Source organism: Crossiella sp. S99.2, from assembly GCF_023094165.1.
Lineage (GTDB): Bacteria > Actinomycetota > Actinomycetes > Mycobacteriales > Pseudonocardiaceae > Crossiella.
The window spans coordinates 63,250-83,908 of the sequence record NZ_JALMDK010000013.1 but is presented as its reverse complement, the minus strand read 5'-3'; the positions used below and the strand labels follow the sequence as shown (position 1 = coordinate 83,908).

At 67.9% G+C, this 20,659-nt stretch carries 16 protein-coding genes; 9 read left to right on the top strand and 7 right to left on the bottom strand.

The window, feature by feature from the left end; genetic code table 11:
- The first annotated feature begins 2 nt into the window (after nt 1-2).
- From MZC64_RS37135 to MZC64_RS37110, 6 genes are all read left to right on the top strand, one after another.
- A complete protein-coding gene (locus MZC64_RS37135; protein ID WP_247764353.1) occupies nt 3-668 on the top strand; it encodes a TetR/AcrR family transcriptional regulator in 666 nt (221 codons plus the stop codon).
- Nucleotides 665-1,270, top strand: a complete 606-nt coding sequence (locus MZC64_RS37130; RefSeq protein ID WP_247764352.1) for an ABC transporter permease — start codon at nt 665-667, stop codon at nt 1,268-1,270. The genes MZC64_RS37135 and MZC64_RS37130 overlap by 4 nt, the downstream gene beginning before the upstream one ends.
- Before the next feature lie 35 nt (nt 1,271-1,305).
- A complete protein-coding gene (locus MZC64_RS37125) occupies nt 1,306-1,734 on the top strand; it encodes a Dabb family protein (RefSeq protein ID WP_247764351.1) in 429 nt (142 codons plus the stop codon).
- 110 nt (nt 1,735-1,844) lie between these two features.
- Nucleotides 1,845-4,967, top strand: coding sequence for a GH92 family glycosyl hydrolase (locus MZC64_RS37120; protein ID WP_247764350.1), 3,123 nt, complete (start codon nt 1,845-1,847; stop codon nt 4,965-4,967).
- Between the two features lie 225 nt (nt 4,968-5,192).
- Entirely contained in the window at nt 5,193-6,179 is a 987-nt protein-coding gene (locus MZC64_RS37115; RefSeq protein WP_247764349.1) for a helix-turn-helix transcriptional regulator, read from the top strand.
- 51 nt (nt 6,180-6,230) lie between these two features.
- The gene (locus MZC64_RS37110; protein WP_247764348.1) at nt 6,231-7,739 is read left to right on the top strand and encodes a phospholipid carrier-dependent glycosyltransferase; all 1,509 of its coding nucleotides are present in this window, start codon (nt 6,231-6,233) and stop codon (nt 7,737-7,739) included.
- A gap of 4 nt (nt 7,740-7,743) precedes the next feature.
- Here MZC64_RS37110 and MZC64_RS37105 read toward each other — a convergent pair whose 3' ends face one another.
- Nucleotides 7,744-8,169, bottom strand: coding sequence for a GyrI-like domain-containing protein (locus tag MZC64_RS37105; RefSeq protein WP_247764347.1), 426 nt, complete (start codon nt 8,167-8,169; stop codon nt 7,744-7,746).
- 183 nt (nt 8,170-8,352) lie between these two features.
- On the opposite strand from MZC64_RS37105, the gene MZC64_RS37100 reads away from it, so the two are divergent.
- Entirely contained in the window at nt 8,353-8,832 is a 480-nt protein-coding gene (locus MZC64_RS37100) for an isochorismatase family protein (RefSeq protein WP_247764346.1), read from the top strand.
- Here MZC64_RS37100 and MZC64_RS37095 read toward each other — a convergent pair.
- The gene (locus tag MZC64_RS37095; protein WP_247764345.1) at nt 8,771-10,057 is read right to left on the bottom strand and encodes a cytosine permease; all 1,287 of its coding nucleotides are present in this window, start codon (nt 10,055-10,057) and stop codon (nt 8,771-8,773) included. The two genes, MZC64_RS37100 and MZC64_RS37095, sit on opposite strands and share 62 nt — an antisense overlap.
- A 75-nt stretch (nt 10,058-10,132) precedes the next feature.
- Complete coding sequence (locus MZC64_RS37090) at nt 10,133-13,138, bottom strand: tetratricopeptide repeat protein (RefSeq protein WP_247764344.1); 3,006 nt, start codon at nt 13,136-13,138, stop codon at nt 10,133-10,135.
- A 754-nt stretch (nt 13,139-13,892) separates the two neighbouring features.
- Between MZC64_RS37090 and MZC64_RS37085 the strand changes: the two genes are divergently transcribed.
- Entirely contained in the window at nt 13,893-15,506 is a 1,614-nt protein-coding gene (locus MZC64_RS37085) for a recombinase family protein (RefSeq protein ID WP_247764343.1), read from the top strand.
- Between the two features lie 84 nt (nt 15,507-15,590).
- Here MZC64_RS37085 and MZC64_RS37080 read toward each other — a convergent pair whose 3' ends face one another.
- Nucleotides 15,591-16,046 carry a helix-turn-helix transcriptional regulator gene (locus MZC64_RS37080; RefSeq protein WP_247764342.1) on the bottom strand — a complete coding sequence of 152 codons (456 nt, stop codon included), beginning with the start codon at nt 16,044-16,046 and terminating at the stop codon, nt 15,591-15,593.
- Nucleotides 16,047-16,873: 827 nt separating this feature from the next.
- Nucleotides 16,874-17,287, bottom strand: coding sequence for a hypothetical protein (locus tag MZC64_RS37075; protein ID WP_247764341.1), 414 nt, complete (start codon nt 17,285-17,287; stop codon nt 16,874-16,876).
- Between the two features lie 751 nt (nt 17,288-18,038).
- Between MZC64_RS37075 and MZC64_RS37070 the strand changes: the two genes are divergently transcribed.
- Nucleotides 18,039-19,226: a helix-turn-helix transcriptional regulator gene (locus tag MZC64_RS37070; RefSeq protein WP_247764340.1), complete on the top strand. Its 1,188-nt coding sequence runs from the start codon at nt 18,039-18,041 to the stop codon at nt 19,224-19,226.
- On the opposite strand, the gene cutA is transcribed toward MZC64_RS37070, so the two are convergent.
- Nucleotides 19,223-19,570, bottom strand: a complete 348-nt coding sequence (gene cutA, locus MZC64_RS37065; RefSeq protein WP_247764339.1) for a divalent-cation tolerance protein CutA — start codon at nt 19,568-19,570, stop codon at nt 19,223-19,225. The two genes, MZC64_RS37070 and cutA, sit on opposite strands and share 4 nt — an antisense overlap.
- A gap of 430 nt (nt 19,571-20,000) precedes the next feature.
- Nucleotides 20,001-20,609 (bottom strand): hypothetical protein, encoded by a 609-nt coding sequence (locus MZC64_RS37060; RefSeq protein WP_247764338.1) that lies wholly within the window; start codon nt 20,607-20,609, stop codon nt 20,001-20,003.
- Between the last annotated feature and the right edge of the window lie 50 nt (nt 20,610-20,659).

Below are 20,659 nucleotides of genomic sequence, written 5' to 3'. Positions count from 1 at the left end.
CCATGCCCATCGCCGGCGGCGAACCGCGTTGCCACGCCAGGAATCGCCGCGGTGAGGGCGCCCTGCTCCGCACCGAGATCCTGGCCGCGGCCACCGCACTGATCGAGGCCGGTGGCGACGAACGCGCGGTCACCCTGCGGGCCGTGGCCCGGCGCGCCGGCATCGCCGCCCCGTCGATCTACCCCCACTTCCCCGACCAGCCCACCCTGATGCTCGCGGTGGTGCGCCAGGCCTTCGCCGAGCTGGCCTGCGGCCTCTGGAGCGCCACCGAGCAGGCGGGCGAGGATCCCCGGCACCGGCTGCGCGCGGTCTGCGCGGCCTACCTGGGCTTCGCCCGCGACCACCCCGAGCGCTACCGCCTGATGTTCGACGGCGCCTGGAAACCGGTGGTCGGCCGCGGCGGCCTCACCACCGACCTGCTGACCGCCCTCGGCGCGGAAGCCCTGGGCATCCTGACCCGCATCCTGCGGGACTGCGTCACCGCGGGCCACTGCACCAGCCAGGCCCCGGAAACCGACGCGGTCGCGCTGTGGCTGGGCCTGCACGGCCTGGCCCACCAGCGGGCCGTGCGCACCCCCTTCCCCTGGCCCGCCGACATCACCCAGCGCATCGCCATTCCCTTGTCCCACCTCTGTTCTCTCCCCACTCCGGAAAGGCCCCAGCCATGACCACCGCCACCCGCCCCGCCCCGATGATCGCCCGCGGCACCGCCCGCCCCGGCGAGATCGACAGCCGCCCCGTCTACGTCGGCTTCGGCCTCGCCTACCTCCTCGGCCACGGCGCCGCGGCCCTGAGCCGGGGCGAAACCCCGCTGCTCGCGCTGCCCGGCTGGCTGCCGATGACCCTGCTGCTCGGCGGATTCCTGGTGGGCACCGTGCTGGCCATCGCCGCCGCCCTGCGTGCCCAGAAGAGTCTGAGCGGCCGGGAGTTGTTGTCGCACAAGCTGATCGGCGGGGCCTGGGTGGTCGGCATGGGCGGCCTGTTCCTGCTCATCTCCGGCCTGCACACGCTGCCGGACATGCCGAACGTGCAGTCGCTGCTCTGGCCGGCCGGCGCCGGTTTTGTGGTCGGCCTGCTGTACCTGGGCGAGGGCGCGGTGCGCGGCAACCCGCTGCACTACGTGCTGGGCGCCTACCTCGCGCTGCTCTCCGCGGGCTCGCTCTTCCTCGGCACCCCCGCCCTGTTCTGGGCCCTGGCCATCGCCGGTGCTGGCGGCTTCCTGGTCGCCACCGTCCTGGAACACCGCCGCCTGGCCACCGCCACCCGCTGAATCCCGTAAACCCACTGCGACACAAGGAGAATTCGATGATCTACCACGGCAACCGGTTCAAGCTGAAGGCCGGCGTCACCCCGGAACAGATCGAGGAAGCCCTGGAACTCATGCACACCCAGGGCCGGGAGATCCCCGTGGTCAAGTCCTACATCGTCGGCCGCGAGTTCGGCAGCGGCGGCTTCGACTGGGGCGCGGTGTTCGCCCTGGAGGATCTGGACGCCTACTGGGACTACCTGACCCACCCGGCGCACACCAGGACCGAACGCGAGGGCATGCGCCTGCTGGAACGGTTCGAGGCATACGACATCACCGACGAGGACGACCCGGACTTCGCCGCCAAGGTCGCCGCGTTGCAGCAGCGCCACCGCGAGACCGACCCGGTGCTCAAGGAACTGCTGGCGGAACTGCCCGTCAACACCGGTGTCAGCGCCGTCCCGGTGACCGGGTCAGGCGCGGCGTAGCCCTCGCTGATCTTGATGTCCGGAACCAGTCAGAACCGCCGCCGACTCGTTGACACGACCTGATCCCGGGCGGAAAGCTCCGATCTGTCGACTGGTGCTGGGAGGTCCACGTGCGTGCCAACAGACTGGTGATCATGGCTGCGGCGCTGGTGTTCGGGGCCCCGGTGGTGGCGGCCGCCGAACCCGCGCCGCCACCACTGGTCGCCGATCCGACCGCCTACGTGGACCCGTTCATCGGCACCGGACTGGCCAACGCGGCGGCGGGGGAGATCAACAATTTCCCCGGGCCCTCGGTGCCGTTCGGGATGACGCAGTTCTCGCCGGACACCCTCGGCTCCTACGCGGGCTACCAGTACCACAACGACAAGATCCGAGGTTTCAGTCTCACGCACGCCAGCGTGGGATGCAGTGCCTTCGGCGATGTGCCGATCCTGCCGGTGACCGGGGAGATCGGCGCGAAGCCCTGGGAGCGGGTGGAGAAGTACCAGCACAGCAGTGAGCAGGCCGAACCCGGCTACTACGCGGTGACCCTGGAGGACTCCAAGGTCCGGGCCGAACTGACCGCCACCACCCGCACCGGGCTGGCCACCTTCAGCTTCCCGGCCGGTGGGCACGTGCTGATCAAGGGCGGGGCGAGCCTGTCCGGGAACTCCGCCGCGCAGGTGACCATCGAGAACGACACCACGGTCACCGGGTCGGCGAGCACCGGCAGGTTCTGCGGGAAGTCGAACAAGTACACCGTGCACTACGCGATCACCTTCGACCAGCCGTTCACCGCCAAGGGAACCTGGGACGGGAACACCGTCACCCCGGGCAGCGCGAGTGTCGGCTCGCCGCGTGCGGGGGCGTACCTGAGCTTCCCGGGCACCCAGGTCAAGGCCAAGGTGGCGTTGTCCTTCGTCGGGGTGGACGGGGCGAAACTCAACCTGGCGCAGGAGATCCCGCATTGGGACGCGGGCCAGGTCCGGCGGGAGACCCGGGAGAAGTGGCGGACGGAACTCAGCAAGATCCGGGTGGCCGGTACGAACACCGGTGAGCTGAAGACCTTCTACACCGCGCTCTACCACTCCCTCATGCACCCCAACACGTTCAACGACGTGGACGGCCGCTACATCGGCTTCGACGACCGCATCCACACCCTGCCCGCCGGGCGCACCCAGTACGCCAATTTCTCCGACTGGGACACCTATCGCAGCCTCGCCCCGCTGCACGCCCTGCTCTGGCCGCGTCAGGCCAGTGACATGGCCCAGTCGCTGGTCAACGACGCGGTACAGGGCGGGTGGTGGCCGCGCTGGCCGCTGGCCAATGACTACACCGCGCAGATGACCGGGGACAGCTCGGTGCCGCTGATCGCGAACCTGCATGCTTACGGGGCAAGGGATTTCGACCTGCCGACCGCGTTGCGCTACCTGATCAAGGGCGCCACCACGGTGGACACCACACCGGGGGCCTACCAGGAGCGGCCGGGGATCGGGGAGTACGTCAAACGCGGGTACCTGCCCAACACCGAGGTGGCCCGCGGTGATCACAACCGGGTGGGTGCCTCGATCACCCTGGAGTGGTCGGTGGACGATTTCGCCATCGCCCAGCTGGCCAAGGCGGCCGGCGATCGTAAGACCGCGGCGGAGTACGCGCGGCGCGGGCAGAACTGGCAGAACCTGTTCAACCCGGCCACCAGGCACATCCAGCCACGCGGTGGCGACGGGCGGTTCCCGGACGGTCCGGCCTTCATCCCACCCACCGGCGGGTTCGGCCAGGACGGGTTCGACGAGGGCAACGCGGTGCAGTACACCTGGATGGTGCCGCACAACCCAGCCGGACTGATCACCGCGATGGGCGGCCGGGACGCGGCGGCGGCGCGGCTGGACACCTTCACCACCAAGCTCAACGCCGGTCCGTTGCAGCCCTACATGTGGGCGGGCAACGAGCCCGCGTTCGGGATTCCCTGGCTGTACAACCACACCGGGCGGCCCTGGCGTACCCAGCAGGTGGTGCGGCAGATCATGACCACCCTGTTCAGCCCGACCCCGGACGGCGAACCCGGCAACGACGACCTCGGCGCCCAGTCCTCCTGGTACGTCTGGGCCGCGCTGGGCATCTACCCGGCCACCCCAGGCACCTCCGACCTTGCCGTGCACAGTCCGCTGTTCCCACGCGCCGTGCTCGACCTGCCCGGCCGGGACCTGGACATCCGCGCCCCCAAGGCATCCAGCACCGCGATGTACGTGCGGGACCTGGACCTCAACGGCCGCGAGCACGAACGCACCGGCCTGCCCAGGGACCTCATCAGCACCGGTGGGCGGCTCGACTTCGACCTGTCCACCACCCCGGACAAGCAGTGGGCCAGCGAGCGCGACCAGGTGCCACCGTCCTATCGCGACGGTGAGCACGACTTCCTGGCCAGTACCGGCAACCTGATCACCGTGCGACCCGGTGGCACCGGCGAGTTCACCGTGGACGCGCGCAGGCTGTCCGGGGACGATCGCACGCTGAGCGTGGCCACCAGCCCGCCCGCCGGACTGACTGTCGCTGGGCCGCAACGGTTCCGGCTCGACGACGGCCAGGCCCGCTACCAGGTCAGCGCGAATGCGCCAGAGGGCTACTACGACATCCCGGTGACCATCACCGGCGCGCACCGCACGGTCAGCAGCACGGTCACCGTGCTGGTCGCGGCCGAGGGCAGCCTGGTCACCCGCTACGGCAACACCGGGATCGCCGACGACAACGACAAATCCCAGGCCAACCTGGACGGCGGCGGCAACAGTTACTCCCGGCAGGCCCTCGCGGCGGCCGGACTCACCGGCGGCAAGCAGGTCGAGGTCGCCGGCACGAAGTTCACCTGGCCCGCCGCGCCCGCCGGACGTCCGGACAACGTGGCCGCCGACGGCCAGACCGTCGCACTCTCCGGCGCGCCGAAGCGGCTGGTTTTTGTTGGTGCGGCAGCGAATGGCGACCACCGGGGGACCGCGACGGTCACCTTCACCGACGGCAGCACGGCCCCCGCGGACATGTCCTTCGGTGACTGGGTGCTGCCCGGGGGCAGCGCCACCACCCCGGTGTTCGGCAACACCGTGGTCGCGCACCCCAAGTACCGCAACGTGTCCTCGGGTGGCACCGGACCGGCGTTCGTCTTCGCCACCGCGCCCTTCGACGCCCCGGCCGGCAAGACCATCGCCAGTGTCACCCTGCCCAGCGACCGGCAGCTCCACCTCTTCGCCATCGGCACCGGCTGAGCCCGGTTTCCCCTCGGTGCGCCGGTGGCCACCACGGCGAGGCGCGTGATCCTGACCGACAAGTCGATCACGCCCGACCCCGGGTATTCACCGGCGCACCGCCCCCCTCATCCACGGGTGCCGACCCTTCCTCGGCGCCGCAGGAGGACATCACATCCGCTGCACCGCCATTGCGCAATCTCTTCGAGAATCGTCAAAATATCGGCGGTCACCGGGGGAGAGGCCATGGCATCGAGCTTCGGCACCACGATCTCGCTCGCACCGCTGGAGACGCTGCCCGTCTCAGTGCTGCACCAGCCAGGCGCGTCCCTGTTCTCGCTGCTCCTGGACGCGCTGGGAGCCTCGCCCGAGCACGTTTCGGCCCGGCTGCGCGAGCAGGTGCGCAGCACGCTGCCCGCCGCGGACCTGGAAACGCTGCTGCCGTTGCGGGCACACCGGCTGGGAATCCCGGACTGCCTCATTCCGATGGCCGAGGCCGATATCCGGCAGTCATTGGAGCAGGTGGGCGATCAAAGCCCGGAGTTCGTGGCCGAACAGGCCCAGTTTTTCCTGGAACAGTTCCACGGACATATCCCGGTGGCCTGGCAACGGCTCATCGACCAGCCGCGCCCCTATGTCGCCGCTTTCGCCCGCGCCTTCGAGGCGATCTGGCAGGCATACACGCCGGTCTGGCAGCGGGTCCGGCCGGTGCTGTGGCGGGAGACCGAACGCATTGGCGCCGCCGCGGTCACCGGCGCGCTGCCGGTGGCGCTGACCGTGCTGGGCAACCACTGCTGGCGGGTGCGCGGCACCCGGCTGGAATGCACCACCGGCACCACCGCGGACACCGAGCGGGACGGCCGCCGCCTGGTGCTCATCCCGCTGGCCACCGGCCCCAAGGCGGCCTCGTTCAGCCTGGAACACCCGGACCGGATCGAACTGGCCTACGCGGTGCCCGGCCTGACCGCCGTGCTGCACGGCCAGGACCCGCCGCCCGCGGACGATCCGCTCAGCGCGCTGCTCGGCCCGGCCCGCGCCCGGATCCTGCGGCACTGCGCGCACCAGCCGGCGATGACCGAGGTCGCCACCCTGCTCGGGGTCGCCCCGGCCACCGCCACCCACCACTGCCAGGCACTGGAGGCCGCTGGCCTGATCGACCGGCAGCGCCAGGGCCGCCAGGTCCGGTTGCGCCAGACCGCCCGCGGCGAGGCGCTGGTGGATCTGTTTTCCTGAGCAAGGAACCCGATCACGGCCCTCCGGGGCGTCCCCCTACGATCGGGTGGCGTGACAGTCGCCGCCACGTCCAGTCCGGGTGCGTTCCGCGAGGCCAGCCTGCTGGGCAGGCCGATGCCGACCGACCGGCTGCGCGGCTGGGTCGTCACGATCGTGCTCACCGTTATCGGCGGGGTCATCCGGTTGCAGAACCTGGGCTACCCCACGGACAAGGGCACCCCGGTCTTCGACGAGAAGTACTACGCGTGGCAGGGCTGGCAGATGCTGCGCAACGGCTGGTACGAGGACAACCCGGGCTTCAAGTGGACGGTGCACCCGCCGCTGGGCAAACAGCTGATCGCCCTCGGCGAATGGGTTTTCGGCTACACCGGCTGGGGCTGGCGGCTCGCCGGGGCGGTGTGCGGCGCGCTGATGGTGCTGCTGATCATCCGGATCGCCCGCAGGCTGACCAGGTCCACCCTGCTCGGCGCGATCGCCGGGGTGCTGCTGATCTGCGACGGCGTGCTGCACCTGATGAGCCGCACCGCGATGCTGGACATCTTCCTGGCCTTCTTCGTGCTGGCCGCCTTCGGTTTCCTGCTGCTGGACCGGGACCAGGTCCGCGAACGCCTGGCCAGCGCGTTGCGCGAGGGTTGGGTGACCAGCTCGGATTACGGTCCGCGGCTGGGTTTCCGCTGGTACCGCTTCCTGTGCGGGGTCAGCCTCGGCCTGGCCTGCGGCACCAAGTGGAGCGGCCTGTACTGGGCGGCCGCCTTTGGTGTGCTGATGATCGTTTGGGACGCTTCGGCGCGGCGGACGGCCGGGGTGGCGCACCCGTGGTGGGGCGCGCTGCGGCGGGATCTGCTGCCCGGCCTGTGGGCGCTGCTGGTGGTGCCGGTCCTGGTGTACCTGGCCACCTGGTGGGGCTGGTTCGCCAGCGAGACCGGGTTCAGCCGGCACCTGTTCGACCACTGGCAGCTGATCTTCCCGCCCGCGCTGCGCTCGCTGTTCGGCTACTCGGCGGAAGTGCTGGAATTCCACAACGGCCTGGTCACCCAGCCGGGCCAGGCGCACCCGTGGGAGTCCAAGCCGTGGAGCTGGCCGATGGGGCTGCGCCCGATGCTCTACCACTTCGACAATTCCACCACCGGCTGCGGCGAATCCACCTGTGTCAGCGCCACCATGCTGATCGGCACGCCCGCGATGTGGTGGCTGGCCTTCCCGATGCTGGGCTGGGCGGTGTGGCGGATGATCGGCAGGCTGGACTGGCGGTACGCGGCCGTGCTGGTGGCCTACCTCGCCGGGTTGCTGCCCTGGTTCGTCAACCTGGACCGGCAGATGTACTTCTTCTACGTGACCCCGGTGTCGGCCTTCCTGGTGCTCGGCTTGGTGTTGCCGCTCGGGCACATCCTGGGCCGGGCCGGGGACGGTGAGGAACGGCGGCGCACCGGGTTGCTGGTGGTGGCGCTGTACGTGGGGCTGGTGGTGGCCAACTTCGTCTGGCTGTGGCCGATCCTCAACGGCGACTCGATCACCAACGGCCACTGGCAGGCGGAGCTGTGGTTGCCGTCCTGGCGGTGAGCGGTCAGGGCCGGATCGGCAGCCACAGCTCGATGTGGCCGTGCCTGCGGTAGAATTCCACCAGCGGCCGGGTCTCGTCCACGGGCCTGCCGGCCTTGAGTTCGGCCATGCCGTCGCCGATGTGCGGATAGGTCTGATCGGGTGCGCCGACCAGGCTGCCGCGCAGGTACCAGCCACCGGCCAGGGTGCCGGTCCGCAGGCCGAGCTGGTCCGGGTGGTCCTCGGGTTTGATCGGGGTGCACACGGTGTAGGTGCCCGCCCGCTCGTCGATCCGCGCGTACATCTTGCGCCCGCGCAGGCCGACCAGGCGCTCGAAGGCGGGCCAGAGTTGTTGGATGGCGGGCAATTCGTCCGCGGCGGTCTGTTCCATGACGGCGAGGTCCTCGCGGTGGACGCGAGTGGGCGGCGCGTGCAGTACCGAGGCGGTCATGGTTCGAGTGAACCACCGGGCACCGACAATGACTCGCCGGCGTGATCCGCACCCCTGTACCACTTGGGCCAACTGGTACGCCCACTTGAGCCAAACCGGCGTACCAGTTGGGCCAACTCGCCGTCCATAACGGCCAACACGGGGGTTTGCCTAGGGACCACGATCAACTCCGCTACCGCGCTCGTGCTCGTTGACCTCCAGCGGCGGATCATCGCGTTGCCGACCACCCCGCACACCGGTGCGGCCGTGCTGGCCAACGCGATCCGGCTGCGGGACGCCTTCCGGGCCGCGGGCGCGCCGATCGTGCTGGTGCGGGCGCACCGGCCGAATGTCGAACAGCCGGAGGGCAGTGAGCTGGATCCGGGCCTGGATCCGGCGGCGGGGGAGAAGCTGATCACCAAGCACACCATCGGCGCGTTCTACGGCACCGACCTGGACGCGCACCTGCGTGGACTGGGGGTGACGACGCTGGTGTTCGGCGGGATCGCCACCGAGTTCGGGGTGGAGTCGACGTTGCGGGCCGCGGCCGATCACGGCTACGAGACGGTGGCGGTCTCCGACGCGATGACCGGATTGTCCGCGCTGGCACACGAATCCGCGCTCACCGTGGTGTTTCCTCGACTCGGCGAGGTCCGGACCACCGCGGAGATCGTCGGCGACTGAACCAGCCGGCCAGCACGGTCAGCCCGAACGCGGACAGCAACGCGTTGAGCGCCGGAATGCCCCACGGCACCAGCAAACCGATCGCGGCGGTGGCCAGCCAGATCAGCAGCGCGCCGGGCAGCCAGGCCGGGGCGTGCCGGGGCAGGTTGTCGCTGGGGCGGCTGTGTTCGAGCAGCGGGCGCCAGCGGCGCACCAGGTAGTACTCGGCGGTGGCGATGCCCACCACCGGCGGCAGCACCCCGGCCAGCACGGCCAGCAGACCCTCCACTGTGGACAGTAGGCCGGTGGCGGAGGCGATGGCGCCGAGCAGGCCCATGCCCAGGGTGAGCAGGCGCGGGCTGGGGCGGCGGCCGAACAGGGTGTCCAGGGCGTTGGCCAGGCTGAGGGTGCCGACGTAGAGGTTGAGGTTCTGGATGTTGGCGGTGGCGGTGATCAGCACCGCGATGCCGAGGAAGCCGGAGCCGGCGGTGACGATGGTGACCACATCGGTGGTGTGGAAGGCCAGGGCCAGGGCGATGCCGCACAGGCCGATCAGCAGCTGGCCGAGCACGGTGCCGAACAGGGTCAGCCGCACCACGTCGGCGCGGTCGCGGGTGAAGCGGGTGATGTCGGGGGCCACCACGATGCCGATGATCCACACCCCGACCACCGCGGTCACCCCGGCCGGCACCGACAGGGCGCCGGTGGGTTCGGCCAGCGGGCGGTCCCAGAGCTGGGTGAGGGCCAGATATCCGGCCAGGGCAAGGAAAGCGGGTGCGGTGACCGCGGCGGTGCGGGCCATCACGGTGAAGCCGAACATCACGATCACGGTGATCGCCGCGCCGGTGGCCAGTGCCCAGATCCACCGCGGGCCGCCGACGATGGTGTGGAAGCCTTGCGCCACAACGGTGTTGAGCACCCCGAACCAGCCGGTGACGCAGCAGGCGAGCACCAGGCCGAGAATGGCCGAGCCGTACCGGCCGAGTCCGGTCCAGCGGGTGAGCACGGTGGTGGCCAGGCCCTCGCGCATGCCCATGATGCCCATCGCGAGCAGCGCCGCGGTCTGGATCGCCAGGCCCAGCACGAGAACGCCTGCCGCGGGCCAGAAACCCAGTGACAGCCCCAATAACGCGCCGAGCATGAGCAGTCCGATGTTGCCTGCCTGGCCGAAGGACTGCACGGCCACCGTCCGCCAACCGTGCCGCGCCGCGGGCGGAACCCGGCGCAGGGTGTAGTCATCGGCCACGTGCCGAAGTATGGGTGCGCCCGGCGTGCACCGGCGGGCCAACTGAAATTTCCCGTCCTGGCAGTGAAATCCCGGCTACTCGGCGCGTTCGACGTCCAGTTTGGCCAGTTCGCCGCGGATGTCGTCGGCCTCGCGCATGCCCAGTTCGGTGAACAGGTCCAGGGCCCGCTGCCAGTGTTCGCGGGCTTCGCGGTGCCGGCCAAGGCCGTGCTGGGTGCGGGCCAGACTGCGGTTGGCCACGGCCTGCTGGAACTGGTCGCCGACCTCGCCTGCCAGGGCCTCGGCCCGCTGGGTGTAGTCCAGGGCCAGCTCGAACATCCCGGTGCAGCGGGCGGTCTCACCGAGGCCGACCAGGGCTTCGGATTCGTGGCCTGGACTGCCGATGGCCCTGGCCAGGGTGAGGGCCTGCTGGTAGTGCTCGCCGGCGGCGCTGAGGTCGCCGGTGTCCAGGCAGACGTCGCCGAGCTGGCGCAGCGCGTAGCCGTGCAGGCCGCGGTCGCCGGTGTCCTTGGCCACCGACAGCGCCCGGTCCAGTTCGGCCAGCGCCTGGTCGTAGCGGCCCAGGCCGCGGTAGGCGGCGCCGAGGCCGATCCGGGCGCCGATGTCGACCTGCCGGTCGCCGGTGCTCTCGGCCAGCGCGACCGCCCGGCGCAGGTGTTCCACTGCCTGCTCGGCCCGGCCGACGCAGGGGTAGGTGTGGCCGAGGCCGGTGAGCACGTGTCCCTGCAGGCTGAGGTCGGCGGCCTGTTCGGCCAGGGCGAGGGCCCGCTGGAAGTGCACCAGGGCCTGTTCGTGGCGGCCGAGGCGGCGGTGGGTGAAGCCGAGTCCGGCCTGCGCGTAGCCCTGCACCCCGGCCAGTCCGGCGGTTTCGGCGAGTTCCAGGCCGCGCTGGAGGTGGGTGAGCGCGAGGGGATAGCGGCCCTGCCACCAGTAGACGTAGCCCAGCCGGTACTGCGCCTGGCCTTCCAGACCGCCGTCGCCCGCGGAGTGGGCCAGGTCGATCACCTTGCGGTGCAGGATCTGGCCGTCGTCGTAGTAGCCGCGGAAGTTGAGGTAGTGCTGGAGTGCGGCGGAGAGGAAGGCGGCGTGCTCGGGCAGGCCGTGGGTGGCGGTGGTGATCAGGTTGGCCCGTTCGTGTTCCAGCCAGCCCGCTGCCTGCATCCGGTTGGTCAGTTCCGGTGCGGCCAGGGTGGCGGCCGGCAGGTCGGGGCGGAGGTGTTTGTCCACCGGGACCAGGGCGTTCATCGCGGTGGCGGTGGTGTGCCGGTAGTACTCGCACAGCCTGCCCAGCGCGGCCTGCCGCTCCTCCTCGGTCTCGCCGCAGCCGAGGAGTTGCCGGGCGTGCGCGCGGCAGAGGTCGTGGAAGCGGTAGCGGCCGGCGACCTGCTGCTGGAGCAGGTGCACGTCGAGGAGGTCTTCCAGGCCGGTTTCGGCGGTGAATTCCTCGTCCTCGGTGAGCGCGGCGGCGGCGTAGGAGTCGAAGTCCGCGCCGGGGTGCAGGCCGAGCAGCCGGAACAGCCGCTGCTGAGCGGGGGTGAGTTGCTGGTAGGACAGTGCGAAGGCGGCCGCGACGCCGCTGTCGCCGGTGGCCAGTTCGCCGAGTCGGCGCCGTTCGTCGCGCAGCCGGGTGGCCAGGTGCTCCACCGTCCACTTCGGACGGCTGCGCAGCCGGGCCGCGGCGATCCGGATGGCCAGGGGGAGCTGGCCGCAGAGCGCGACGACCTCGGCCACCGCGGCGGGTTCGGCGGCGGCCCGGTCCGGTCCGGCGATCCGGGCGAACAGCGCGGTGGCGTCGTTGTCGGGCAGCACGTCCAGGGACAGGATGTGCGCGGCTTCCAGGTCGGTGAGCCGGTTCCGGCTGGTGATCAGCACCAGGCATTCCGGGTTGCCCGGCAGGAGGGGCCGGACCTGGGCGGCGCTGGCCGCGTTGTCCAGCACCAGCAGTGCTTTGCGGCCGGCGAGCTGTTTGCGCCAGAGTCCGGCGCGGGCCTGGAGGTCGTGCGGGATCTTCTCGCCGGGCACGCCGACCGAGCGGAGCAGGCTGTCCAGGGCGGCGGCCGGGTCGGTGGGCTGGTGGTCCTCGGCGTGCGCGTGCAGGTCGAGGAAGAGCTGGGCGTCGGGGTAGCGGTCGGCGATCTGGTGCGCGGCCCGGATGGCGAGGGCGGTCTTGCCGACTCCCGCCATACCGTCGATGGCGGTGATCACCACCGCGCTGCTGGCCCCCGGCACCGCGGGCAGCCGGTCCAGTACCAGGTCGAGTTCGGCGTCCCGGCCGGTGAAGTCGTCGATGTCCCTGGGCAGCAGCCGCCAGTTCGCCTCCGGGGCGTCCGGGGCCGGCGCGGCCAGTGCGCTGTCCCCGGCCAGGATGCGCTGGTGCAGCGCGCGCAGTTCGGCGCCCGGCTCGATGCCCAGGCCCTCGATCAGCGCGGTGCGGATGTGGTGGAATGCCTGCAACGCCTCGGCCTGCCGCCCACCGCGGTACAGCGCGACCATGACCTGCCCGGCCAGCCGCTCGTCCAGCGGCCGCCGCTCGGCCTGGGCGGAGAGGCGGGGGAGCAGTTCGGAGTGCCTGCCCTGGCGGAGCGCGATGTCGGCGTGGTCGAGTTCGGCGGCGACCAGCTCGCGGTCCAGGGTGGCGCGCACACCGGTGAACCAGGGCGTGTCCAGGTCGGCGAATGCCTCGCCGCGCCAGAGTTCGAACGCCTGCTCGAACAGGGTGAGCTGGTCGGCGTCCTCGGTGCTGGCGCGCGCCTTGGCGAGGAGGTGGCGGAAGCGGTGCAGGTCGACGGTCTGTTCGTCCACGGCGAGCACGTAGCCGCCGGAGCGACGTTGAATGCCCACGTCACCGGCCTCGGTGAGAATGGTCCGCAACCGGGTCAGGTAGCTGCGCAACGTCCCGGCGGCGCGCTGCGGCAACCGCTCTCCCCAGACCCGGTCGATGAGCTGGTCAGTGGTCACCGCCTGATTGGCCTCGACCAGCAAAGCGGCCAGCACCCGCCGCTGCCGGGCCGGCCCCAGGTCGAGCAGGCGTCCCCCCGCCCGCGCCTCGACGCTGCCCAGCACCTGGAACTCCACCGTCACGCAGTACCCCCAGCCGTCACACCCCCGGCATACCAGGCCCGAACTGGGAGTTCAACGTTCCTTCAACGTCTTCGCGCCTAGGGTGCGAGAAAGTTGATCTGGTAGCGGGCTGTCCATTCCTGGGGGTGTGGGCAGCCCGCTCCCATGCGTCCGGCGTGTTGGCCGTTGTCGTACGCCGAGTTGGCCGTTATGGACGCCGAGTTGGCCGTTATGGACGGTGAGTTGGCTGTTGTGGGACGGGGCGGAGGGGTGAAACCCCCACGACGAGGGTTCTCGCGTGTTCTCCGTACGGCCTGGAGCATGCAGACCACACCTCGCCGAGTGGCCCCTGCAACCTGCCGCCGCCCTAGCCACTCAACGCGACCGGGGCCGCTCGGTGAGGTGTGGTTGGCTGGCGGAAGGCCGTGCGGAGAACACGCGAGCCCTCGGAGCCACACTGGGTCTTGAGTCGGCAGCCTGCCCAGCCCCGCAACCTGCTGGACCCGGCTTTTGATCTGCCCCACCCCTCCGGTGGTCTGCCCGGCCGGCGAGGCCATCCTTTTTTGATCTTAAAACCGAAGATCAAGGTCGTCCTCGCCGGACGGGCAGGAATCAAAGGATGGGGGAAGAACGAAGAGCAAGAGCAGTTCTCGGTGCGGTTGAGGTTTGAAAAGCCAGCCCCGCCGCCTGTCCCGGGCTTCGCCCGACCGCGGCGGCCTACGGCGTACAACAACGGCCAAAGCGGAACGGCATTTGGTGACCTACCGTCGAAGGCATGAGCCCTAAGAACCACGTCACCCCAGGTCAAGCACCCGACAGCCGCCCGGTCATCGACAACTACGGGCGGCTGTCCCGTGTCCCCGACACGGGCGAGTTGGAGAAGATCGCCCGCCAGCACAAGGACAACAGCCGCCGGATCGCCCAGGCAGGCTGCCAGGAAGGTCTACGCCTAGCCGACGGACTCAGCGCCTGGAACCCCCGGGTCCGCCGCAAGGACTGGGAAGTGCTCCTAGAGCGGGTCCGCACCGGCAAGTCCCAGGGTGTCTGCATCTGGCACGTGGACCGCCTCTTCCGCCGCCCCATGGACCTGGAAACCCTCATCGAGTTGGCGGACAAGGGCTTCCGCATCTTCTCCTCACACGGCGTCCGGGACTTGTCGAGCCCGGATGACCGCTACATCCTGCGCGGCGAAGTCGCCCACGCCGCCCGCTCCAGTGACGACACCTCCCGGCGCGTCAAACGCGAGAAGAAGCGCGCACGCGCCAAGGGGAAACTTAACGGCGGTGCGCGGTCCCTGGGGTGGCCTGGCCGGGTGCGCCGCGCGAAAGGTGAGACGAAGGCTCTGGTGGAAGCGGGGGCGGACCTTCCGGAAATGCCGGAGGTGGCAGCCGAGCAGGTTCAGCGCGAACGCGAAGCAATCGCCCAGGCATGCCAGGATCACGCGGACGGCGTGACCTTGACCGAAATCTATGACCGGTGGAAGCGCGACGGTATTTACTCGACTACCGGCGGAGTGCTCAGCCCGTCAGAAATCGGAAAGATACTCAACCGGGCCAGCAATGCCGGTCTGATCGAGCATGATGAAGAACTTGATCCGGAGGAAGCCAAGGAAGAGGGGGCGACTCACAAAACGGTTCTCTATCCGATGCGTAATAACGAAGAAGTGCGCATCATCAGTCCCGAGTTGTTCTTTCAGTTGCGTGCGAAGTTCACCGCCCGCCGCCGGGGACGTGCACCGGGAACAGTGTCGATCGGGTCAGGAATCCTGCGGTGCGGCCTGTGTTTCGGCGGGCTGACCTCGGCTCCCGGTAAGCCCACCAAGACCGAGAAGCGCCGCAACTACACCTGCCGCAAGGACCGGCACGGCTGCGGCGGCGTCAGCGCGTCCCAGCGGGGCGTGGACCAGCAATTGCGGGAACTGGTGCTGGAGCGGCTGTCCGATCCCCGGCACGCCGCTGCCATCAAACAAGCACGTGATGCGGCGGCTGACGAACTGGCTCAGGTGCAGGCGAAGATCACGCAGATTCAAATTATCCAGAAAGGTCTGACGGAAAGGCTGGGTCGTCTGGAAATCGACCTGGACGCGTTCGATCGGGCGAACCTGCCACTCGCCACACAGCTCCGCGCACTTGCGGAACGGGAGAAGATGCTGAATTCCGGTGCGCCGGTGGCAGTGGAGGTCATTTCGCGTGATGCTCTGGCCGAGGAATGGGAATCGGCCACGGTTCCCGAAAGACGCGAGATGCTCATTCGCGCCTTGGGGCGTGACCGGATTGCGGTGAAGAAATCAAATCACCCCAAGTCGGGGGCGGTGCGATTCTTCGACCCGAAACGGGTGCGCACCGTGCCTCCTGAAATGTCGATAGAGGAGTTTCTTGCGGAGGATTGATGCCCGAAAAAGCACAAAATACGGCCGAGAAGAAAGTGGCTTCTCGACCGAATTTTGTGTTTCTTCGGTTGTGGGCGTGGCGTGTTATGCCGCTCGTGAGCGTTGGGCGATACGGCGCAGGATCGCCCCGGTTCCGGCGATCTCGGCCGGGGTCATGGGCGGGGCGGTGGCCGCGATGACCGCCCAGTACTGGGCGTTGTCACCCGGATCGGCGGCGGTGGTGTGCAGCTCCGGCGCGGCGCAGTCCAGGGCGGCGGCCAGCCGGGCGATCTGGGCCGGGGTGGGGGTGTGGGTGCCCGCTTCGGCGGCACGCAGAGCGGCCAGACCGATGTGGGCCCGCAGGGCCAGGGTGGGCGGATCCAGGTTGCGGCGGTGACGGTAGGCGCGGAGCCGGGGCGGGCTGAACATCGGCACCTGCCCTTCGGGCAGGCCGGGCGAGGACGGCGGGGACGTGCCGGGGCTGGGACGGCCGTGGACGGCCGCGCGGCGTGGATCAGGGTGCGGGTGACGGCGGCGGCCGTCACGGCGTTCGGTGGGCATCACGGCCTCCTGCTGGCGGCGGAGGTCCCCCGGGGGTGGCGGGGAACCTGCTGATGCCTCTGAAATCCAAAGGTGACACTGTTATTGGACAGTGCGAACGCGAATTTCCTGGCTTCCGCAGGAGACGACAGCCGGCCGCGGGCACCTGGCCCTCGCCGGCCGACTTCACAAAACACCCCTGGAGGGCATCGAGTCTGGCGCAGCATAGGTAGCCCTGTAATAGCCGCTGAGCAGCCAGAACAGCTCTCACAGGGGTTACCGCTCTAACAGGTAACTCGATCGGACCCTCGATCAGTATGTCGCTGGGTATGTCGACTGGCGTTCAGTCGTTCCCACTGACCCAGTCCCGGCGCAGTGGGAACCGGTGACACCACGTGCATGCGTGTGTGAGTCAGGGATACCAGCGGATCCCCTCACGGCTGCCCCCGCAGGATCCACAGTGGACAGTGGTGCGACCGTGCCGGACATGCCCTGTGTAAGTGTGGCGTAATCAGCGTGCAATAGCTGCCTAGCTGGCACCTAGTACCCGGCTAGTACCTACACGTAGAGCCCATCTATATAATCCGAACCTACGCTAGCCATTCGTACCGTTCAATACTAACGGAGAGCACTCGGGCGGGGGAAGGAAATATTGCAGTCGCCGCTTACAGTCCAGGCATGCTGCCGCGTCGGGGCGCGAGCCCTTATCGACTTTGGTAGTGCAGCGGTACAGGTAGCATCCAGTGAGAATCTGACTTCCTCGCTTGTCGGAGCCGAACACGATGACCCGATGAGACCTCCCGTCATACTCGCTGCCCCGGAGGCTGACGAGTTGCCCGGTCGGGTATTCACTTGTCCCCACCGTTGTCACCTCGCACCGGCTGGGCCAGGGACTGCCGAAACAGCCAGAGCGCCTTGTAGTGGTCAGTGCCGCAAGCTTCGTTAGCCATCCGGGCCACAGTGATGCGAAAAGTCTTGTCGCGGTAGGCCACGGGCAGGCAGTCCCAGTGTTCTTCCGGAACTGCGAGCACGCATTCATGGCACATGACCGAGGTGGCCTCGACTGTGACCATTTCGACGCATGCGCGAGCGAGGTTTCTGGAGCAGCAGAGCGCGACGCGTTCCGGGAGAAGACCGCCCCTTTGCGAGTGGTAAATCTCCTTTGGAATCGTGGCCACGTGCACGATCGGCATGCCAACTGGCGTCTCGGCGGACACCACTACGCCGACATGGACAACGGGATCAGAAGCCTGAATGTTCATGCCGCTCGCCGCTCATTCTGATCCCGATCCCACTCGGCGGCGCTCATTCTCGCCCCTTGCGATTTCCGGAGATGAACCTGACCGGGAGATAGGGATCAAAGTCCTCGGGCTGCAAGAACAGACGACGCCGCAAAAATCTGGCACACCGATGAAGCAAGGACTGTCGGGCGTGGCGTCCAGTCGCGGTGGAGGTGACCACATTGCGCAAGGTCCGCACAGCATTGCATTCCGCGCACAGCACGCCGGGAGGTGTGATCATGGCTGCCGCATGGAAAGAATGGCCGCAGAGCCCCACAAAGTCGCCGTGTTCTCCGGCCAGTCCGTCAGCTAGTGCAGTGGCGGTCACGAAATGCGCAACACCCCGAGCGCACGTCAGCTCCGTGGCTCTTCGGATTTCTGACCTTTGCTGGACCTCGGACTCTCCCATAGGAGTCGCCTCCCCGGCGCGATCTACGCGCCCTCTATACGAAGCGAGAGCACATACGCAGTCTGGAGATGGCGGACCGCACCCATCCCTGCCTATCCTCGATGTCTGGAACAAGTTCTCTACTGGGTTCCGGATCAAGGGTCTTCGCTGCGGCTACACTCTCTGTCTGTCATGAATTCGTGCTACAACTTTCTACAGAGAGGAAACCCGAGGTAACAGTGCGGAAATGGCGCACTGTTGGTGCGTTCGTGGTGCTTGCATGGGGTAGACTGTGGACATATGCGTCAGCACGTCAGATGAACAAAGCGCCAGGAGGTCACCCAAATGGATGTACGACGCGCGAAGTTCATCAGGGCGCGCAAGGCTGCCGGGTTCACGCAGGAAGCACTGGCTGTGGCAATGAAGGTGGATCGTGCCACCGTGCGCCGCTGGGAGTCTGGAGAAGCCGAGCCCCTAGCCTATCGGAGACCCAGGCTAGCTAGTCTATTGAAAGTTTCCCTGACTGTTTTGGAAGCACTGCTTCTCGAAGATGATAGGGATGCCGACGTGGACAGGCGTGAGTTTATGGGAATGGCGGGCGGCGTAGTGTTGAACATGGCCACGCCGATGTGGCCCCCGCCTTCACTCAGGGCCGAAGAGCGCGATTGTCGTCACTTGCTTGACCGGACTGCTCGCATGCGTCGCTTGGACAACTATCTAGGTGGCCGCGATACCTACAATCTCTACGCGACCGAACTGGCTTCAACAGTTGATTACGTGCGTAGTGCTAGCTGCACTCCAGCCGTTCATGCAAAACTTGTCGAAGTCATTGCCGAACAAGCTCAACTTGCCGGATGGGCAGCGTTTGACGCCGGAATGCACATAGAGGCAAAGCGGCACTATGATGACAGTTTGCGCGCCGCGAAGCAGGTAGAGAATGGGGCACTTGCGGGCAACGCTCTTGCCTTTCTTGCTTATCAAGAAATTAGCATCTCCAAGCCTAATGTCGAACTTTCGGAGGCTTCGTTCTCGGCCGCAAAAGGGGACGCCACCCCGAGAGTGAAGGCTCTATTGCTTGAGCGAAAAGCATGGACACATGCCTCAGCTGGTGACTTTCAAGCCACCGAAGAATCACTCGAAAAAGCCAAGGCATCCTTGCATCATCAAGACAGTCGCCCGGAACCAGATTGGGTTTTCTGGGTAGACGAGAACGAGATCGACATCATGGCCGGAAGGTGCTGGGCTGAGCTGCGGAAGCCTTTGAGGGCAGTCTCTGTCTTGGAGAATGCCCTAGGGCGCGTTGACGACACGCATGCTCGCGACAAGGCTCTGTACATGACATCGCTAGCTGATGCACTTATTGATGCTCAGGAAATCGAGCGCGCGGTTTCTGTGGTGCAGAAATCTATGACTTTGGCACAAGGTGTCGGTTCTGTTCGTCCCATGAATCGAATCAACAAGACGTTGCAGAAGCTCCGAATCTACAAGGATTCGGGTCCTGTGGTTCAACTCTTTGAGAAGCTGCGCACTTAACCTTGATGGCCGATTGTTCGATCCAGCCAATCAAAGTAGCGGTCGGTGCCCTTCGTGATCTCAACGGCCGTAATCTCAGGATTTTCCCAAGGGTGCTCAGAAAGCAGATGCCGCTGGAGTGCTTCATAGGTTGCCAAGGTAGTCTTGAACTCAACCTTCCATTCCTGGCTCTCTCCTAGTTCATTGAGATGCCAAAATACGGAAGTAACAGGCCCAACTACTTGAGCACTAGCCGCCAATCGTGCAGCGACCGCAGATCGAGCCAGACTCGCTGCTGTGTCTGCGGAGTCGGCGACAGTCGTTACTTGAAGATAGCCAGACATACTTTCCAGCATACCGGCCATGATCACAGCGAAGGCTACGCACGGACCCGCACTGATCCACGTCCGCTGCATGCGGACGGCACGTTGCTGCTGGCTGCCCGAGGCATGAGGCATGAGGCATGAGGCAGGTAGGATTGAGAACGACCCGCGTGTTCTGAATCGGCAACCGCCTCAGAACCTCCACGGGACCTGCCATGACTTGCCGTCGGTGCCCTACCCCCTCCGCCGCAGCGCGGCGGGCCCAGGATGCCCACTACTGTGCCGTTGCCGCCCTACCCCGTCAGCCCCCTGTTAGAGCCACGTCAGCGGCGCTTTGGGCGCTGCTCCGACGTGTCGTCGCAGGTAACGATATGGGTGCCAAAAGCGGTTCCGCCAACGTGGTGTACGACAACGGCCAACACGCGCGGAGGGGTGAAACCCGCACCCGGAGTGTTGGCCGTTGTGGGTGGGGCTAGTCGGCTGCGGTTGGGTTGGTCCAGACGCGGGTTGTGGCTGCCAGGGCCGCTGACTGGTATGGCGGGTTGGGGATGCCTTCGACGAGCACCTCCAGGGGCCAGGTTTCGCGTAGGACGAGCCATAGCTGCGAGGACAGGCCGACGTAGGCGTGGAGTGGGTCCGTGGCGGGGGTTGCTCGCAGTAGGTAAACCCACGTGCCCGGACCCCGGACGCCGGGCAAGGGCTCTCGCCAGGTGCGGCCCAGCTCGACGGCGTGGTGCTGGGCTGCTTCGGCGGCGAGCAGGGTGTCGGCCAGGGCTGGGTCGGGGGCCGCGGCGGGGGCGGTGGGGGTGAAGCGGTGACGCGGGGCGGGGATGGTCGCCAGGGCGGGGACGGCTGCCAGGTCTGGGCTGTCCGGGTCGGGGAGGGCGGAGCGGATCAGGTCGCGCTCCTCCTCGGTGATGCCGACCTCGTGGTAGGCCAGGGTGAGCAACAGGGTCGCGTCGGCGAGGTCGGGTTCGCCGGCGTGGTGGTGCGTGCGGATGGCGTCCAGGGTGTCGTCGGACAGGCGGCCCGCCAGGCGCGCGCACACCTCCAGCACTCTCGCGTAAGTCAGCACGTCCACGCGGTCCAGGATCGCAGGTGTGGCGGGTGGACCTGGGATGAGCTGCGGCG

Excerpts from the sequence above, each read along its gene's own strand:
- MZC64_RS37135 (WP_247764353.1), top strand. The coding sequence starts at position 3 with ATGCCCATCGCCGGCGGCGAACCGCGTTGCCACGCCAGGAATCGCCGC.
- MZC64_RS37085 (WP_247764343.1), top strand. The coding sequence starts at position 13,893 with ATGAGCCCTAAGAACCACGTCACCCCAGGTCAAGCACCCGACAGCCGC.
- MZC64_RS37075 (WP_247764341.1), bottom strand. The coding sequence starts at position 17,287 with ATGAACATTCAGGCTTCTGATCCCGTTGTCCATGTCGGCGTAGTGGTG.
- MZC64_RS37130 (WP_247764352.1), top strand. The coding sequence starts at position 665 with ATGACCACCGCCACCCGCCCCGCCCCGATGATCGCCCGCGGCACCGCC.
- MZC64_RS37115 (WP_247764349.1), top strand. The coding sequence starts at position 5,193 with ATGGCATCGAGCTTCGGCACCACGATCTCGCTCGCACCGCTGGAGACG.
- MZC64_RS37080 (WP_247764342.1), bottom strand. The coding sequence starts at position 16,046 with ATGCCCACCGAACGCCGTGACGGCCGCCGCCGTCACCCGCACCCTGAT.
- cutA (WP_247764339.1), bottom strand. The coding sequence starts at position 19,570 with ATGGCCGGTATGCTGGAAAGTATGTCTGGCTATCTTCAAGTAACGACT.
- MZC64_RS37125 (WP_247764351.1), top strand. The coding sequence starts at position 1,306 with ATGATCTACCACGGCAACCGGTTCAAGCTGAAGGCCGGCGTCACCCCG.
- MZC64_RS37070 (WP_247764340.1), top strand. The coding sequence starts at position 18,039 with ATGGATGTACGACGCGCGAAGTTCATCAGGGCGCGCAAGGCTGCCGGG.
- MZC64_RS37105 (WP_247764347.1), bottom strand. The coding sequence starts at position 8,169 with ATGACCGCCTCGGTACTGCACGCGCCGCCCACTCGCGTCCACCGCGAG.